We start from the raw sequence: 15,397 nt of genomic DNA, 5'->3' as shown, positions 1-15,397 counted from the left end.
GTCGCACAATGGCCCGGCTGTCCCCTCCGCGTCTTCCAGAAGACGTCTTCCAGAAGATCAAGACAACCACATGGATTCCCTGACCGAAGCCCAAGATCCGCAAGGCGGCGCCCCGGCCGCCGCCGAACCCGAAGGCGCGTCCACGCTCGCCACCGAGCTCGCCGCGCCCACCGTCAGCCGGGCCTACCGCTGCCAGTGCGGGCGCCCCGTGTTCCTGCGCAACAGCGAATGCCTGGCCTGCCACACGCCGCTGGGCTACGTGGTCGACCGCCTCGGCGTCGTGCCGCTCGCGCCGGCGCAAGGCGAAGGCGCGCAGCCCGACACTTTCACCGTGTTCGGCGACCCGCACGGCCCCACCTACCACCGCTGCGCCAACCTCATGACGCCCGCCGCCTGCAGCTGGATGGTGCCGGCCGCGCGTGAAGGCGAGCAGCCGCCCGCCGACCCGCACGGCCTGGCACCGGGCTACTGCCTCGCGTGCAGCGTCACCCGCACCATTCCCGACCTGTCGATGGAGAGCAACGGCGAACTCTGGCGCAAGCTGGAAACCGCCAAGCGCCGGCTCATATCGCAGCTGCTCGCGCTCGGCCTGCCCGTGGTGAGCCGCCACGCCGATCCGGTGCACGGCATGACCTTCGACTTCCTGAGCAACGTGCCGGGCGGCCCGCACGTCATGACCGGCCACGACAACGGCGTGATCACCCTCAACGCCGAAGAGGCGGAGGACGCCGTGCGCGAGCGCATCCGCGCCGAGATGCGCGAGCCCTACCGCACGCTGCTCGGCCATTTCCGCCACGAGATCGGCCACTACTACTGGGACCTGCTGGTGCAGCCCACGCCGTGGATCGACGACTTCCGCGCGCTCTTCGGCGACGAGCGCGCCGACTACGCGGCCGCGCTGCAGACCCACTACGAACAGGGCCCGCCGCCCGACTGGACCGACCGCTACGTCAGCAGCTACGCCAGCACGCATCCGTGGGAAGACTGGGCCGAGACTTGGGCGCACTACCTGCACATGGCCGACACGGCGGACACCGCGATGAGCTTCGGCGTGGATGCGGCCAACGTCGAGCTCACGAACGACCTGTTCACCCTCGACGACCTGTGGCAGCCGGACCACCCCGATGCCGGCCAGTTCCTCGACTTCATCAACGGCTGGGTGCTGCTCACCAACGTGCTCAACGAGCTGTCGCGCAGCATGGGCCAGCCCGACTACTACCCTTTCGTGCTGCCGCGCACGGCCGTGGGCAAGCTGCAGTTCATCCACCAGGTGATCACGCAGCAGCGGCAGGGCGATACGCCGTCGATGGTGATGTCGGGCGAGGTGGCCGCGCCGGAGGCTGTGCAGCCCCAGACGCAATCGCAGACGCAGACCCAGTCGCAGTCCCAGGACGCCGCTCAGTCCTGACGCTGCGGCGCGGCGCCCGTTGCGCAGCGCATGCAGATGCACGCCAGCCCGCGCATTTCTTCCGGCAGGTTGGTCAGCGGCGCATTGCTGAAGTCGACCTGCATGCACCAGCAGGGCGGCTGCGCCCGGCCGGTCTCGCGTTCGATCTCCATCGCGCAGCGGTTCGGCCCGCCGCACAGCGGGCAGCGCGTGGCGTCGATGACCGCCGTGCCGGTTGCCATCATGCGATCTCGAAGGCCGGCAGCTTCTTCGGCACGGCCAGGTTGCGCAGCGTGGTGTACACCGGCAGGCCGCCGCTGTAGGCGGGGTAGTCCTCGCCCTCGATCAGCGGCAGCAGGTAGCGGCGGCACTTCTCGGTGATGCCGTAGCCGTCGTCCGAGATGAAATCGCGCGGCATCGGCTTCTCGACATTCGCCACCGCCTCCAGCGGTGCGCTGCCGATGCGGTAGGTGTACGGCACGTCGGACATGCGCTCGATGGTCGGCATCACCGCGTTGCGGCCTTCCAGCGCAAGCTCCACCGCGCGCTGGCCCAGCTCGTAGGCCTGCTTCACGTCGGTGGCCGAGGCGATGTGGCGCGCCGCGCGCTGAAGGTAGTCGGCCACGGCCCAGTGGAACTTGTGGCCCAGCGCGTCCTTGACCATCTGCGCCACCACCGGCGCCGCGCCGCCCAGCTGCGCATGGCCGAAGGCATCGCGCGTGCCCTGTTCGGCGAGGAAGGTGCCGTCGAGGTGGTGGCAGCCCTCGGACACCACCACCGAGCAATAGCCGTGCTGCTTCACCAGTTCGTCGACACGCGCCAGGAAGCGCACCTTGTCGAACTCGATCTCCGGGAACAGCACCACCACCGGAATGCCCTGGTCCGCGGCGAGCCCGCCGGCCGCGGCGATCCATCCCGCATGCCGCCCCATCACCTCGAGCACGAACACCTTGGTCGATGTCGCCGCCATCGAGCGCACGTCGAACGAGGCCTCGATGGTCGACACCGCCACGTATTTCGCGACCGAGCCGAAGCCCGGGCAGCAGTCGGTCAGCGGCAGGTCGTTGTCGATGGTCTTGGGCACGTGGATGGCCTGCAGCGCATAGCCCATCGACTGCGACAGCTGGCTCACCTTGAAGCAGGTGTCGGCCGAATCGCCGCCGCCGTTGTAGAAGAAGTAGCCGATGCCGTGCGCCTTGAACACCTCGATCAGCCGCTCGTACTCGCGCCGGTTCTTCTCCAGCGACTTGAGCTTGTAGCGGCACGAGCCGAAGGCGCCGGACGGCGTGGTGCGCAGCGCCGCGATGGCTTCGGCCGGTTCGGCGCCGGTGTCGATCAGCTCCTCGGTCAGCGCGCCGATGATGCCGTTGCGCCCGGCGTAGAGCTTGCCGATGCGCTCCGGGTGCCGGCGCGCCGTCTCGATCACGCCGCAGGCCGACGCGTTGATGACCGAGGTGACGCCGCCTGATTGGGCGTAGAAGGCATTGGGGATGGGCATGCGCGGCATTGTCACGCAGCCCCCGGGCCGGCGCCAGCGGACGCCGGTGTCGGAATGTCAGCGGCTCTCGAAGACCGGCGGGCGCTTCTGCAGGAAGGCGCTCACGCCTTCGCGAAAGCTCGGCCGGTCGATCAGCTCGCGCTGGCGTTCGCTCTCGTAGTGCAGCTGTTCCCCCAGCGAGTGGCGCTCCGAGGCGTCGAAGGCCTCGCGCGCCTCGACGACCGCATGCGCCGGCAGCCGGGCGAGGCGCTGCGCGACGCCGGTGGCTTCCTCCATCAGCTGCGCGTCGTCCACGCAGGACCAGATCAGGCCCCACTGCACCGCGCGCTCCGCGTCCACGCGCTCGTCGAGCAGCGCCATGCCCATCGCGCGCGCCCGTCCGGCGCGGCGCGGAATGGCCCAGGTGCAGCCGAGGTCGGGCACGATGCCGAGCTTGGGCAGGAAGGGCAGGTAGAAGTAGGCGCTGCGCGCCGCGATGGTCACGTCGGCCGCGAGCGCCAGGCCCACGCCCGCGCCGGCTGCCGGGCCGTTCACCGCGGCCACCACCGGCACCGGCAGGGTGCGCAGCGTCTCGATCAGCGGATTGCTGAGTTCCTGCATCCACTCGGCGGTTTGCGTGCCGAGCGACTTGCCGGCTTCGCCTGGCGCCATCGCGCTCAGGTCGGCGCCCACGCAGAAGGCCTTGCCGGCGCCGGTGAGGATCACTGCGCGCACCGTGCGGTCGTCGCGTATGCGCTCGAGCGCGTCGCGCAGCTCGACCTGCAGTTCGCGCGCGATCGGGTTCAGCTTGGCCGGCAGGTTCAGCGTGAGCGTGGCGATGCCGTCGTTCAGCGCGTGGAGGATGAAAGCCTGGTCGCTCATCGCCTTCAAAGCCTTTCCACGATGGTCACGTTGGCCATGCCGCCGCCTTCGCACATGGTCTGCAGGCCGTAGCGCTTGCCGCGCTTCGCCAGCGCGTGGATCAGCGTGGTCATGAGCTTGGTGCCCGAGGCGCCCAGCGGATGGCCCAGCGCGATGGCGCCGCCGTTCACGTTGAGCCGCGCCGGGTCGGCGTCGAGCGCCTGCAGCCATGCGATGGGCACCGGCGCGAAGGCTTCGTTCACTTCGTACAGGTCGATGTCGCCGATCTTCATGCCGGCCTTCTTCAGCGCGCGCTGCGTCGCGGGCAGCGGGGCTTCCAGCATGATGACCGGGTCGTGCCCCATCACGCTCATGTGGTGGATGCGCGCCAGCGGCTTCACGCCCAGCGCCTTCAGGCCGCGCTCGTTCACCACCAGCACGCCGCTCGCGCCGTCGCAGATCTGGCTCGCGGTGGCGGCGGTGCAGCGCCCGCCCTCGGCGATCAGCTTCACGCCCGCGATGCCTTCGAGCGTCGCGTCGAAGCGAATGCCTTCGTCCACCGTGTGCGCCTCGCCGCCGCGGGTGCCGTCGGCCAGCAGCACGTCGACAGGCACGATCTCGTCGTCGAACGCGCCCACGCGGGTCGCGGCGATCGCGCGGTGGTGGCTCTCCAGCGCGTAGCGGTCGAGCGCGCTTTTCTCGATGCCGTAGTTCCTGGCGATCATTTCCGCGCCGGTGAACTGGCTGAACTCCACGCCGGGGTAGCGCGCCTTCATCGCGGGGCTCATGTAGGTGCCCAGCCCCGCCTTCGCGGGCAGCACGTTGGGCGTGAACATCGGCACGCGCGTCATGCTCTCGACGCCGCCCGCGATCACCGCGTCCATGCTGCCCGACATCACGGCCTGTGCCGCGAAGTGCAGCGCCTGCTGCGACGAGCCGCATTGCCGGTCGACCGATGTGCCCGGCACCGATTCAGGCAGCTTCGACGCCAGCACCGCGTTGCGCGCGATGTTGGTGGCCTGCTCGCCCACCTGGCTCACGCAGCCGAGGATCACGTCCTCCACCGCCGCCGGGTCGATGCCGCTGCGTGCCACCAGCGCGTTTATCACCTGCGCCGCCAGGTCCGCCGGGTGCCAGCCCGCGAGCTTGCCGCCGCGCCGGCCGCCGGCCGTGCGCGCCGCGGCAACGATGTATGCCTCTGCCATGTTCATGTCCTTCGTTCAGGAAGCCTGTGAAATGCCGGACGCCCCAAAGCAAAAAAGCCGCCCGTCAGACAGCGGCGGCAATCGGGATGCATCGGGGCTCATGGGCATCGATGGTTCGACGCCCATGGTGCCCGGTCAAGCCGGGGACAACCCGTGGGGCAGGAGTCGCCAAGGCGACCGCGTGCCGGTGCGCCTGGCGAGGGGAATCGCGGCCGGCTGCGCATCCGACACGGTGATGCACGACGGCTCCAGCGCCGACACCAGCACTCGCCGGTGTTCGGTGCTCTCGAAGCGCTCGCCCGGCGCGAGCACGATGTCGCGCGTGTCGCGGTCCAGGGTGACCCAGACCGAGCCGCTGCGGCATTCGATGCCCACGCCGGCGCCGTCGGGCACGGCAAAGACGGAACGCGTCGGCAGGCTGACGTGAAAGCGCGGGGTGGCTCCGGATTTGGTGGGAGAGGTGCTCATGGCAAGCTCCATTGCATTCGTGATACGAATGAATATAGTGAGCCGGCCCCGCACTTACACGCGGTCATTCGGAACTCGTTGCATGCACCCAGAGAATGCGAAAGCCCCGGCCGGCGAGCTGCCGCCGCTCGAGCTGCTGCGCACCTTCGAGGCCGCGGCGCGGCGCCTGAGCTTCACGCTCGCGGCCGGCGAACTGCACCTGACGCAGTCGGCGGTGAGCCGGCAGATCCAGCAGCTGGAGGCCAGCCTGGGCGTGCTGCTGTTCGAGCGGCGCCACCGCGCGCTGTCGCTCACCGAGGCCGGCGGCGTCATGCAGCGCGCCGTCACCGACAGCCTGGAGCGCCTGCGCGACGCCACCGCGCGCGTGCGCGCCAACTCCGCGCCGCGCCAGGTGGCGATCACCACCACGCCGGGTTTCGCGTCGCTCTGGCTCATTCCCAAGCTGGCGCGCTTCACCGGCACCCATCCGCAGGTGGACGTGCGCGTGTCGGCCACGCTCGATGTGCTCGACCTGGAAAGCAGCCGCATCGACATCGCCGTGCGCTTCGCGCCGATCAGCCGTGGCGTGGGGCCGGCGCTGTTCGAGGAATCGGTGGTGCCGCTGTGCGCGCCCAGGCTCGCCGATGCGCTGCATGCGCCGTCGGACCTGTCGGGCCTCACGCTGCTCACGGTCGACTACGCCGACCCCAGCGAAACGGCGACGACCGACTGGGAACCCTGGCTGCGCGTGATGGGCCTGGCCGACCTGCGCATGAAGAGCACGCTGCGCTTCACCCACTATGCCGACGCGGTGGCCGCGGCGGTGGCGGGGCAGGGCGTGGTGATCGGCCGGATGCCGCTGCTGCGCGAACTCGTGAGAGACGGCCGCTTGGTGGCGCCGCTGGGCGAAGGCGCCGTGTCGCGCCGCGCCTACTTCGTCGAGATGTCGAAGCGCGCCGCGGGCAACCGCGACGCGCAGGACTTCGCCCAATGGCTGCGCGACGAGGCGGACGCCGCGCAGCGGACCTGAAGGAGGATCAACCCGGCAGCAGCACCTTGTTGATCACGTGGATCACGCCGTTCGACTGGTACACGTTGGCGATGGTGACCATCGCGGTGCCGCCCTTGGCATCGGTCACCCAGATGTTGCCGCCGTTCATCGTCGCGGTCAGCGTGCCGCCGCTGGCGGTCTTCAGCACGGCCTTGCCGCCGCCCGCGTTGATCGCGCTCATCAGCGCGGGGCCGTCCATGCGGCCGGGCACCACGTGGTACGTCAGCACCTTGGTCAGCGTGGGCTTGTTCTCGGGCTTGAGCAGCGTGTCGACGGTGCCTGCCGGCAGCGCGGCGAAGGCCTGGTTGGTGGGCGCGAACACGGTGAACGGGCCGGGGCTCTTCAGCGTGTCGACCAGGCCTGCGGCCTTGACCGCGGCGACCAGGGTCGTGTGATCCTTCGAGTTCACGGCGTTGTCGACGATGTCCTTCGTCGGGTACATCGCGGCGCCGCCGACCATCGGGTTCGACGACATGCCGCTGCTGCCACTGCCGCTCATGCCCATGCCGCCAGCGCAAGCGCCGAGCAGGACCGAAACGCCGACCGCAATCATGAGTTTTTTCATTGAAGGCTCCTGGAAAGAATGGTTCTTGAAGGTGTCTGTGGAAACCGCCAACAGCTCGGAGGCGCGATGCGCTTGGATCGGATACGGGGCCGCTTCGCGTTTGGATTCGCACCCGGTTGCAGATTTGTGCCGCGTCGGCTTTGCGCCACAGCCGCGCATGTCGGCCTTGCGGTTCGTGCAGGCGCTCGCCAGAATCCGCCCTTCGTTTTTCGGCAACAGTTTCTTTTCTCACCGCGCCCGGTGACGACCAACCTCCCGGGCGACAGCACCAATCAATGAAGCTTTTCCTGAACACCTGACACGCACACCGACCGCCCCGGCCGGACGTGCATCCATGCACCCGCCGAGGCCCATCGACAAAGGCCCCGCGCAGCCATTCGCCGGGGCTTTCTGTTTTTCGGAGTGTGCGCACATGAGTGCTCAACGAAAGGCCCGTGACGACGACAAGCGTCTGGGCCGGTTCTACTTTTCGGTGCCGGCGACGGCACCTCGCAATCCCGTGGTGGCCGCGATGGCGCGCGGCGAATCCAACCAGAAGGCCGGGCGCCACCTGCGCACGCATCGCGCGGAACGGCGCGCGCAGAAGGTGGCCCTGCGGAAGGCCGACTATCGCTTCACGGAGGACTGACCGCCATGCGAGCGCGGCAGCACGAGGAACGCGAGCGTTCCCAGAGCCAGCATGCCGGCCACCGTGAGGAACACGGCGCGGAACGGCTCCGCGCCGTGCGCCACCGCCCACGACGCGGCCACGCCGGTGGTCCACTGCATCAGCGACACGCCGAGGAACATCGCCATGTTCAGCAGCGCCATCGCGCGGCCGGTCATCTCCGCCGGGTAGGCGTTCTTGGTGTACGCGTACTGCAGCACGCTGTAGCCCGAGAGCAGGCCGTAGATGACCGGCAGGCCGATGTCGACGACCGCCGAATGCGTCAGCGCCATCGCACCGAACATCAGCGCGCCGGCGACGGCGCAGCCCATCATCCAGCGGCCGCGCCGCGCGCCGCCCGGGTCCATGCGGCCGAACAGCGCGGGGCTGATCATGCCGGCCACCGTCATCACCAGCGCCACGTTGCCGCTGGCCACCAGCGACAGGCCGTGCCGTTCATGCAGCACCGGCCCGAGCCACAAGCCGCGCAGCGTGATGAACGCCGCGTAAGACACGCAGGCAAAGCACAGCAGCCCCAGCGTGTGCGGCATGGCGAACAGCGGCAGCAGCTCGCGCACCGCCTTGCGCAACGACTGGCGTTCCGCCGGTACTTGCTGCCCGCCGCCATGTACTACCGCCGCGCGCGCGGGCTCGCGCACGCGCCAGAAGATGACCAGCCACGAGAGCACCGCGAACCCGGCCAGCGCCGCGTAGCCGGCACGCCAGGATGCGGCTTCGATCAGCAATGCCAGCGGCGTGCCGGTGAACAGGATGCCCAAGCCGGCCATGCTCATCACCAGCCCCGACATGGCGGTGAAGCGCGCCGCATCGAAGTGCCGCGCGATGAACACCGTGCACGCCAGGAACGCGGGCGCGCAGCCCACGCCGATCAGCGCCTGCCCCAGCAGCAGCGCATGGAAGCTCGGCGCCATCGCGCACAGCACCGCGCCCGCAATGGCCAGCGGAAAGGCGCTCAGCACCGTGCGGCGCACGCCGAACATGTCGATCGACACGCCCATGCCGAGCTGCATCACGCCGAACGTGAAATGGAAGGTGCCGGCCCACATGCCGAGCTGCTGCGGCGTCAGCCCGAAGTTCTGGGAGAGCGGCGTGGCCATCATCGCGCCCACGGTGCGGAAGGCCTGGCTCAGGGCGAAGGCCGTGGCAAGCGCGACCAGCATCGCTGTCGTGGAGGCGGACCAGTGTGAGAAGCGTGCGATGCGGGAGAGGCGTGAGCGCTCCGCGGGCTTGGGTGCCGCGTTCGGATTCATGAGGAGAGAAGGGCCGGGAAGGATGAGGCGGCCTGAATGCTAATGGATTGCCCAGTCTCGCGACAAAAGAAAAAGCCGGGCTGCGGTAGCCCGGCTTTCAACGTCGTTCAGTCGCCGGTGCGAAGACTCAGGCCTCGCCCTTGACCTTCAGTCGCCAGGCATGCAGCAGCGGCTCGGTGTAGCCGCTGGGCTGCTCGATGCCCTTGAACACCAGGTCCTGCGCGGCCTTGTACGCGGCCGAGGTCGCGAAGTTGCCGGCCATCGGCTGGTAGAGCGGGTCGCCCGCGTTCTGCTCGTCGACCACCTTGGCCATGCGCTGGAAGGTCTCGTCGACCTGCGCCTTGGTGACCACGCCGTGCAGCAGCCAGTTGGCGATGTGCTGGCTGGAAATGCGCAGCGTGGCGCGGTCTTCCATCAGGCCGACGTTGTGGATGTCGGGCACCTTCGAGCAGCCCACGCCCTGGTCGATCCAGCGCACCACGTAGCCGAGGATGCCCTGCACGTTGTTGTCGATTTCCTGCTGGCGTTCTTCGGCGGTCCACTTGGCTTCGGTCGCGATCGGCACCTGCAGCAGTGCGTCGAGGATGTTGTCGCGCTCTGCGTCGGCGTCGATCTTTTCCAGCTCCTGCTGCACCGCGGTCACGCTGACCTGGTGGTAGTGCAGCGCATGCAGCGTGGCGGCGGTGGGCGAGGGCACCCAGGCGGTGTTGGCGCCGGCCTTGGGGTGCGCGATCTTCTGCTCGAGCATCGCGGCCATCAGGTCGGGCATGGCCCACATGCCCTTGCCGATCTGCGCCTTGCCGCGCAGGCCGCACGACAGGCCGACCAGCACGTTGTTCTTTTCGTAGGCGCCGATCCACGCGCTGGACTTCATGTCGCCCTTGCGGATCATCGGGCCGCCCTGCATGGCGGTGTGCATCTCGTCGCCGGTGCGGTCGAGGAAGCCGGTGTTGATGAAGGCCACGCGCGCGGCGGCCTCGGCGATGCAGGCCTTCAGGTTGACGCTGGTGCGGCGCTCTTCGTCCATGATGCCGAGCTTCACGGTGTTGGCGGGCAGGCCGAGGAGTTGTTCGACGCGGCCGAACAGCTCGCTGGCAAAGGCCACTTCGGCCGGGCCGTGCATCTTCGGCTTCACGATGTAGATGCTGCCGGTGCGCGAGTTGCCCTTGCGCTTCAGGTCGATGGTGGCGATGGTGGTGGTGACCACGGCGTCCAGGATGCCTTCCGGAATCTCCTTGCCGTCCGCATACAGCACGGCCGGGTTGGTCATCAGGTGGCCGACGTTGCGCAGGAACATGAGCGAGCGGCCGTGCAGCTTCACGGGCTTGCCGTCGGCGCCGGTGTATTCGCGGTCGGGGTTCAGGCCGCGTGTGAAGGTCTTGCCGCCCTTGGCGACTTCTTCGGTCAGCGTGCCTTCGACGATGCCCAGCCAGTTCGAATACGCGACCACCTTGTCGGCCGCGTCGACCACGGCCACCGAGTCTTCGAGGTCGAGGATGGTCGAGAGCGCGGCTTCGAGCACCAGGTCGCTCACGCCGGCCGCGTCGCTCTTGCCGATGGGCGTGGAGCGGTCGATGCGGATGTCGAGGTGGATGCCGTTGTGCTTGAGCAGCACCGACGACGGCGAAGCGGCGTCGCCTTGGTAGCCGATGAACTGCGATGCGTCGGCCAGGCCGGTGCTGCTGCTCTGCAGCGCGACGACCAGCTTGCCGTCCTTCACGCTGTAGCCGGTGGCCTGCTTGTGCGAGCCGTTGGACAGGGGCGCGGCCTGGTCGAGCACGTTGCGCGCGAACTCGATGACCTTGGCGCCGCGCACCGGGTTGTAGCCGGAGCCCTTTTCGGCGCCGCCGGTTTCGGGAATGGCGTCGGTGCCGTAGAGCGCGTCGTACAGCGAGCCCCAGCGTGCGTTGGCGGCGTTCAGTGCGTAACGCGCATTGAGGATGGGCACCACCAACTGCGGGCCTGCCTGCAGCGCGAGTTCGGAGTCGACGTTGGCCGTGGTGGCCTTCGCGCCCTTGGGCTGCGGCAGCAGGTAGCCGATCTTCTCGAGGAAGGCGCGGTAGGCCGGCATGTCGGCGATGGGGCCGGGGTTCTTCTTGTGCCAGGCGTCGAGCTCGCTCTGCAGGCGGTCGCGTTCGGCGAGCAGGGCGATGTTCTTCGGCGCGAGGTCGCTGACGATGGCGTCGAAGCCTTTCCAGAAGACGTCGCTGGCCACGCCGCTGGCGGGCAGGACCTTGTCCTCGATGAAGCGGTGGAGCTCGGTCGCGACCTGGAGTCCGTGGGCGGTGGTGCGGGCGGTCATGGGGTTCTCCTTGAGAAAGATGCAGTCTTGGGATGAACTTTATTCGATACTTTGCTGGCCAGTAAGAGCCGCAAGCGGGATTTATCCGTGACAAAAATAGAGGTAATCGAACGAGCGAGCTGCGGCGCGCAAAGGGTAGGCACTGACAAGAATGCCGTGACCGACGGATATATTTAACTTCTTAAATAAATCCCGACCTGTTCCATGATTCTGCTGGCCTCCAACGAAAACCCCCTCGGCATGCCTGAATCGGCCCGTCGCGCCGCCGCCGCCGCGCTCGAGGGCGCGGGCAACTACCCCGACAGCAACGGCACGGCCCTGAAGAACGCGCTGGCCGCCCGGCTCGACGTGCCGGCCGACTGGCTCACGCTGGGCAGCGGGTCGAGCGAGATCCTCGAGCTGGCGGCCCAGGTGAGCCTGAAGCCGGGCGAGGGCGTCGTCTATTCGCAGTACGGCTTCATCGTCTATGCCGCGGCCACGGCGCATGCCCATGCGCACGCAACCGTCGTGCCGGCGCGCGAGTTCGGCCACGACCTCGACGCCATGCGCGCCGCCATCGGCGACGACACCAGACTGGTGTTCGTGGCCAACCCCAACAATCCCACCGGCACCTTCATCGACGCCGCGCCGCTGCTGGCCTTCTTGCAGTCGGTGCCCGCGCATGTGACAGTGCTGCTGGACGAGGCCTACACCGAATACCTCTCGCCCGCGCAGCGCTACGACAGCATCGAGTGGGTGCGCCGCCTGCCGAACCTGATCGTGGCGCGCACTTTCTCCAAGGCCTTCGGCCTGGCCGGGCTGCGCATCGGCTACGGCGTGTCGCAGCCGGCGCTCACGGCGCGCATGAACGCACACCGCCCGCGCTTCAACGTGACGACGCCCGCACAGGCCGCCGCGGTGGCCGCGCTCGGCGACGCGGACTTCCTGGCGCGCACCTACGCGCTCAACACCGCGGGGCGCGACCAGCTCGCGGCCGGCTTCAAGGAGCTTGGCCTGCCCTGCGTTCCTTCTTCCGGCAACTTCCTGATGGTGCAGGTCGGCGATGCGCAGGCGGTGCATGCGCGCCTGCTGGCCGCCGGCATCGAGGTGTCGCTGCTCGGCCCCTACGGCCTGCCGCAATGGCTGCGCATCAGCGTGGGGCTGCCCGAGCAGAACCGCGCGGTGCTCGCCGCGCTGCGCTGACTGACGGACTGAAGCCGGGCGGCGTCAGACCTGCCCGCTCAGCTCCTTCGCCGCGGCGCGCACCGGCTCGATATAGCGCTCGTCGTACCGGTGCGTGGGCATCGTCAGCGTCACGGCCGCCGCGAGGCTGCCGTCCGCATGGAACACCGGCGCCGAGATTCCCGCCAGTTCGGCGGTGCGGTCGCCCACCAGCGCGCAGTAGCCCCTCGCGCGAATGTCCTCGTAGAGCTTGCGTTCTTCGGCGCCGAGCGGCAGGTCGCACTCCGGGCCGAAGGCGATGAGCACGCGCGCACCCGCGCCCCGGTCGTTGGGCAGCAGGTCGCCGGCGCGCACATGGTCGCGCACCACGTGCGATGAATCGATCCGGAACTGGCACAGCCGCACCCAGCTGCCGCCCTGCGCCTGCCGCACGTGATACGCCGCGCTTTCGCCGGTGGTCGCCGCGAGCGCGCGCAGCACCGGCAGCACGATGCGGTCGACCGAAAGCGACGCCGCATACAGCCCATGTAGCCGCGCGATCTCCATGCCCAGCGCATAGCGGCCGTCGTCCTGGCGGCGGATCAGCCGCGCGTGTTCGAGCGAAGCCAGCAGCCGCAGCACGGTGCTCTTGTAGAGCTGCGTGCGTTCGGCGAACTGCGCGAGCGACAGCGCCTCGTCGCCCGGGCGGAACGCCGAGAGCAGGCTCAGCGCGCGGTCGACCGCGGCGGCGCCGCCGGGGGCGGCATTCAGGTCGGAGGCGGATTGAGTCTGGGCTTTGCGTGGCATGGGCGGGAATGGCTCGGCTTGACAGCCAGGGCGGATCGGCGGTCTAATTCTGTTTAACGGAATGTAGTTCTATAAGACAGAACTGTCAAGAGATTCCAGCACAGGAGACAGATCCGATGACACCCCCAGACGTCCTCATCAGCGAGGTCGGCCCGCGCGACGGCCTGCAGTCGGTCAAGGCCACCATGCCCACCGCCAGCAAGCTGCGCTGGATCGACGCGCTCTACGCCGCCGGCGTGCGCGAGATCGAGGTCGCTTCCTTCGTGCCCGCGAAGCTGCTGCCGCAGATGGCCGACGCCGCCGAGGTGGTGCGCCATGCAATCACGCTGCCCGGGCTGGTGGTGATGGCGCTGGTGCCCAACCGCAAGGGCGCGCAGGCCGCGCTGGAGGCCGGCGTGCACAAGCTCACCATGCCGGTGTCTGCAAGCGTGGCGCATTCGCTGGCCAACGTGCGCAAGACGCCGACGGAAATGGTGGAAGAAGTGCGCGCCATCTCCGAGCTGCGCAACGCCATCGCGCCGCGCGTGAAGCTGGAGGCGGGCATCTCCACCGCCTTCGGCTGCACCCTGCAGGGCCTGGTGCCGGAAGACGACGTGATCCGCCTGGCCGCGCAATGCATCGAGGCCGGCGCGGACGAATCGGGCCTGTCGGACACCGTCGGCTATGCCAACCCCGCGCAGGTGCGCCGGCTGTTCAGGCGGCTGCGCGCGGAGATCGGCGTGCACGCGGGCGCCGCCCACATGCACAACACGCGCGGCCTGGGCATCGCCAACTGCCTGGCGGCGTGGGACGAGGGCGTGCGCACCTTCGACGCTTCGCTCGGCGGCCTGGGCGGCTGCCCCTATGCGCCGGGCGCCTCGGGCAATGCCGTCACCGAAGACCTCGTCTTCATGTTCGAGGCCATGGGCGTGCGCACCGGCATCGACATCCGGAAACTCATCGCGGCGCGCGCGCCGCTCATGGCCGGCCTGCCGGGCGAGCCGGTCTACGGCATGACGCCGGAAGCCGGATTGCCCAAGGGCTTCGTCCAGGAACACATCGCACAACATGTCTGAAGCCAATCCCCTGCCGTACGCCGGCGTTCGCGTCGTCGAGTTCACCCACATGGTCATGGGCCCGACCTGCGGGCTGCTGCTGGCCGACCTCGGCGCCGAGGTCATCAAGGTCGAGCCCATCGAGGGCGACAACACGCGCCGCCTGCTGGGCTCCGGCGCGGGCTTCTTCCCGACTTTCAACCGCAACAAGAAGAGCATCGCGCTCGACCTGAAGAAGCCCGAGGGCGTGGAGGCCGCGTTGCGCCTCATCGCCACCGCCGACATCGTCAGTGAGAACTTCAAGCCCGGAACCATGAAGAAGCTGGGGCTGGACTACGACACGCTGGCCAGGCTCAACCCGCGCCTCATCTACGTGAGCCACAAGGGCTTCTTGCCCGGCCCCTACGACCACCGCACCGCGCTCGACGAGGTGGTGCAGATGATGGGCGGCCTGGCCTACATGACCGGCCGCGCCGGCGACCCGCTGCGCGCCGGCACCAGCGTGAACGACATCATGGGCGGCATGTTCGGCGCCATCGGAGCGATGGCCGCGCTGCGCCAGCGCGAGCTCACCGGCAAGGGCTGCGAGGTGCAGTCGGCGCTGTTCGAGAACAACGTGTTCCTGGTGGCGCAGCACATGATGCAGTTTGCCGCCACCGGCAAGGCGGCCGACCCGATGCCCAGCCGCATCTCGGCCTGGGCGGTGTACGACGTGTTCACCGTGAAAGACGGCGAGCAGATCTTCCTGGCGGCCGTCAGCGACAAGCAGTGGGCCATCTTCTGCAAGGCCTTCGGCCTGGAGGACATGCTGGCCGATCCGCGCCTGAAGACCAACAACGACCGCGTGCTGGCGCGCGACTGGATGATGCCCATCCTGCGCTCGCACCTGGCGGACCGCAGCGCCGCCGAGCTGGCCGCCGTGTTCGAGCGCAACGAGCTGCCCTTCGCGCCCATCACCAAGCCGCAGGCGCTGTTCGACGACCCGCACCTCAACGCCACCGGCGGCCTCGCGCCGGTGCGCATGAACGACGGCAGCACGGCCAAGGTGCCGCTGATGCCGTTCACGCTGGACGGCGAACGCCCCGGCATCCGGCTGCAGCCGCCGCACATCGGCGAACACAGCCGCGAACTCCTCAAAGAAGTGGGCTACAGCGACGAACAGATCGCCGCGCTCGCAAAACACAACATCACCCTCGGAGACTGA

At 68.8% G+C, this 15,397-nt stretch carries 15 protein-coding genes and 1 pseudogene; 7 read left to right on the top strand and 9 right to left on the bottom strand.

Annotated elements, in window-relative coordinates; all coding sequences use genetic code 11:
• Positions 1-70: 70 nt before the first annotated feature.
• Positions 71-1,408 (top strand): zinc-binding metallopeptidase family protein, encoded by a 1,338-nt coding sequence (locus QRN67_RS08825; protein WP_285411506.1) that lies wholly within the window; start codon positions 71-73, stop codon positions 1,406-1,408.
• On the opposite strand, the gene QRN67_RS08820 is transcribed toward QRN67_RS08825, so the two are convergent.
• The 5 genes from QRN67_RS08820 to QRN67_RS08800 all read right to left on the bottom strand — a co-directional run bounded on the left by QRN67_RS08820 (position 1,399) and on the right by QRN67_RS08800 (position 5,398).
• On the bottom strand, positions 1,399-1,629 hold the full coding sequence (locus QRN67_RS08820) for a cysteine-rich CWC family protein (protein ID WP_106937590.1): 231 nt from the start codon (positions 1,627-1,629) through the stop codon (positions 1,399-1,401). The two genes, QRN67_RS08825 and QRN67_RS08820, sit on opposite strands and share 10 nt — an antisense overlap.
• Positions 1,629-2,885, bottom strand: coding sequence for a 6-phosphofructokinase (locus QRN67_RS08815; protein ID WP_285411505.1), 1,257 nt, complete (start codon positions 2,883-2,885; stop codon positions 1,629-1,631). The genes QRN67_RS08820 and QRN67_RS08815 overlap by 1 nt, the downstream gene beginning before the upstream one ends.
• A gap of 57 nt (positions 2,886-2,942) precedes the next feature.
• Complete coding sequence (locus QRN67_RS08810; RefSeq protein ID WP_285411504.1) at positions 2,943-3,746, bottom strand: enoyl-CoA hydratase-related protein; 804 nt, start codon at positions 3,744-3,746, stop codon at positions 2,943-2,945.
• 5 nt (positions 3,747-3,751) lie between these two features.
• Positions 3,752-4,930 carry an acetyl-CoA C-acetyltransferase gene (locus QRN67_RS08805; protein WP_285411503.1) on the bottom strand — a complete coding sequence of 393 codons (1,179 nt, stop codon included), beginning with the start codon at positions 4,928-4,930 and terminating at the stop codon, positions 3,752-3,754.
• A gap of 135 nt (positions 4,931-5,065) precedes the next feature.
• Positions 5,066-5,398 carry a DUF2917 domain-containing protein gene (locus QRN67_RS08800; RefSeq protein ID WP_285411502.1) on the bottom strand — a complete coding sequence of 111 codons (333 nt, stop codon included), beginning with the start codon at positions 5,396-5,398 and terminating at the stop codon, positions 5,066-5,068.
• Positions 5,399-5,480: 82 nt separating this feature from the next.
• On the opposite strand from QRN67_RS08800, the gene QRN67_RS08795 reads away from it, so the two are divergent.
• A complete protein-coding gene (locus tag QRN67_RS08795; RefSeq protein WP_285411501.1) occupies positions 5,481-6,407 on the top strand; it encodes a LysR substrate-binding domain-containing protein in 927 nt (308 codons plus the stop codon).
• 7 nt (positions 6,408-6,414) lie between these two features.
• On the opposite strand, the gene QRN67_RS08790 is transcribed toward QRN67_RS08795, so the two are convergent.
• Positions 6,415-6,993 (bottom strand): fasciclin domain-containing protein, encoded by a 579-nt coding sequence (locus QRN67_RS08790; RefSeq protein WP_106935962.1) that lies wholly within the window; start codon positions 6,991-6,993, stop codon positions 6,415-6,417.
• Here QRN67_RS08790 and QRN67_RS08785 point away from each other — a divergent pair.
• Both QRN67_RS08785 and QRN67_RS08780 read left to right on the top strand, forming a co-directional pair.
• Complete coding sequence (locus tag QRN67_RS08785) at positions 6,980-7,237, top strand: hypothetical protein (protein WP_285411500.1); 258 nt, start codon at positions 6,980-6,982, stop codon at positions 7,235-7,237. The genes QRN67_RS08790 and QRN67_RS08785 overlap by 14 nt on opposite strands.
• Before the next feature lie 168 nt (positions 7,238-7,405).
• Entirely contained in the window at positions 7,406-7,621 is a 216-nt protein-coding gene (locus QRN67_RS08780) for a hypothetical protein (RefSeq protein ID WP_106935961.1), read from the top strand.
• Here the strand turns inward: QRN67_RS08780 and QRN67_RS08775 are convergent.
• Both QRN67_RS08775 and QRN67_RS08770 read right to left on the bottom strand, forming a co-directional pair.
• Positions 7,600-8,910, bottom strand: a complete 1,311-nt coding sequence (locus QRN67_RS08775) for an MFS transporter (protein ID WP_503010885.1) — start codon at positions 8,908-8,910, stop codon at positions 7,600-7,602. The two genes, QRN67_RS08780 and QRN67_RS08775, sit on opposite strands and share 22 nt — an antisense overlap.
• Before the next feature lie 127 nt (positions 8,911-9,037).
• Positions 9,038-11,212, bottom strand: coding sequence for a malate synthase G (locus tag QRN67_RS08770; protein ID WP_285411498.1), 2,175 nt, complete (start codon positions 11,210-11,212; stop codon positions 9,038-9,040).
• 204 nt (positions 11,213-11,416) lie between these two features.
• Here QRN67_RS08770 and hisC point away from each other — a divergent pair.
• Positions 11,417-12,394 (top strand): annotated as a pseudogene (gene hisC / locus QRN67_RS08765) (histidinol-phosphate transaminase); the annotation flags it as partial.
• A 24-nt stretch (positions 12,395-12,418) separates the two neighbouring features.
• Here hisC and QRN67_RS08760 read toward each other — a convergent pair.
• On the bottom strand, positions 12,419-13,159 hold the full coding sequence (locus QRN67_RS08760) for an IclR family transcriptional regulator (RefSeq protein ID WP_285411496.1): 741 nt from the start codon (positions 13,157-13,159) through the stop codon (positions 12,419-12,421).
• A gap of 116 nt (positions 13,160-13,275) precedes the next feature.
• Here QRN67_RS08760 and QRN67_RS08755 point away from each other — a divergent pair, with 116 nt between their 5' ends.
• Complete coding sequence (locus QRN67_RS08755) at positions 13,276-14,214, top strand: hydroxymethylglutaryl-CoA lyase (protein ID WP_285411495.1); 939 nt, start codon at positions 13,276-13,278, stop codon at positions 14,212-14,214.
• On the top strand, positions 14,207-15,397 hold the full coding sequence (locus QRN67_RS08750; protein ID WP_106935955.1) for a CaiB/BaiF CoA transferase family protein: 1,191 nt from the start codon (positions 14,207-14,209) through the stop codon (positions 15,395-15,397). Before QRN67_RS08755 ends, QRN67_RS08750 begins: the two co-directional genes overlap by 8 nt.

The organism is Variovorax sp. efr-133-TYG-130 (assembly GCF_030208835.1).
GTDB lineage: Bacteria > Pseudomonadota > Gammaproteobacteria > Burkholderiales > Burkholderiaceae_C > Variovorax.
Note: the sequence above shows the minus strand (reverse complement) of the source record. Positions and strands in the feature narration are given on the sequence as shown.

Bases quoted from the DNA above. Each gene is read 5' to 3' on its own strand.
- QRN67_RS08770 (WP_285411498.1), bottom strand. From the start codon at position 11,212: ATGACCGCCCGCACCACCGCCCACGGACTCCAGGTCGCGACCGAGCTC.
- QRN67_RS08800 (WP_285411502.1), bottom strand. From the start codon at position 5,398: ATGAGCACCTCTCCCACCAAATCCGGAGCCACCCCGCGCTTTCACGTC.
- QRN67_RS08820 (WP_106937590.1), bottom strand. From the start codon at position 1,629: ATGGCAACCGGCACGGCGGTCATCGACGCCACGCGCTGCCCGCTGTGC.
- QRN67_RS08825 (WP_285411506.1), top strand. From the start codon at position 71: ATGGATTCCCTGACCGAAGCCCAAGATCCGCAAGGCGGCGCCCCGGCC.
- QRN67_RS08760 (WP_285411496.1), bottom strand. From the start codon at position 13,159: ATGCCACGCAAAGCCCAGACTCAATCCGCCTCCGACCTGAATGCCGCC.
- QRN67_RS08775 (WP_503010885.1), bottom strand. From the start codon at position 8,910: ATGAATCCGAACGCGGCACCCAAGCCCGCGGAGCGCTCACGCCTCTCC.
- QRN67_RS08755 (WP_285411495.1), top strand. From the start codon at position 13,276: ATGACACCCCCAGACGTCCTCATCAGCGAGGTCGGCCCGCGCGACGGC.
- QRN67_RS08805 (WP_285411503.1), bottom strand. From the start codon at position 4,930: ATGGCAGAGGCATACATCGTTGCCGCGGCGCGCACGGCCGGCGGCCGG.
- QRN67_RS08815 (WP_285411505.1), bottom strand. From the start codon at position 2,885: ATGCCCATCCCCAATGCCTTCTACGCCCAATCAGGCGGCGTCACCTCG.
- QRN67_RS08785 (WP_285411500.1), top strand. From the start codon at position 6,980: ATGAGTTTTTTCATTGAAGGCTCCTGGAAAGAATGGTTCTTGAAGGTG.
- QRN67_RS08790 (WP_106935962.1), bottom strand. From the start codon at position 6,993: ATGAAAAAACTCATGATTGCGGTCGGCGTTTCGGTCCTGCTCGGCGCT.
- QRN67_RS08810 (WP_285411504.1), bottom strand. From the start codon at position 3,746: ATGAGCGACCAGGCTTTCATCCTCCACGCGCTGAACGACGGCATCGCC.
- QRN67_RS08795 (WP_285411501.1), top strand. From the start codon at position 5,481: ATGCACCCAGAGAATGCGAAAGCCCCGGCCGGCGAGCTGCCGCCGCTC.
- QRN67_RS08780 (WP_106935961.1), top strand. From the start codon at position 7,406: ATGAGTGCTCAACGAAAGGCCCGTGACGACGACAAGCGTCTGGGCCGG.
- QRN67_RS08750 (WP_106935955.1), top strand. From the start codon at position 14,207: ATGTCTGAAGCCAATCCCCTGCCGTACGCCGGCGTTCGCGTCGTCGAG.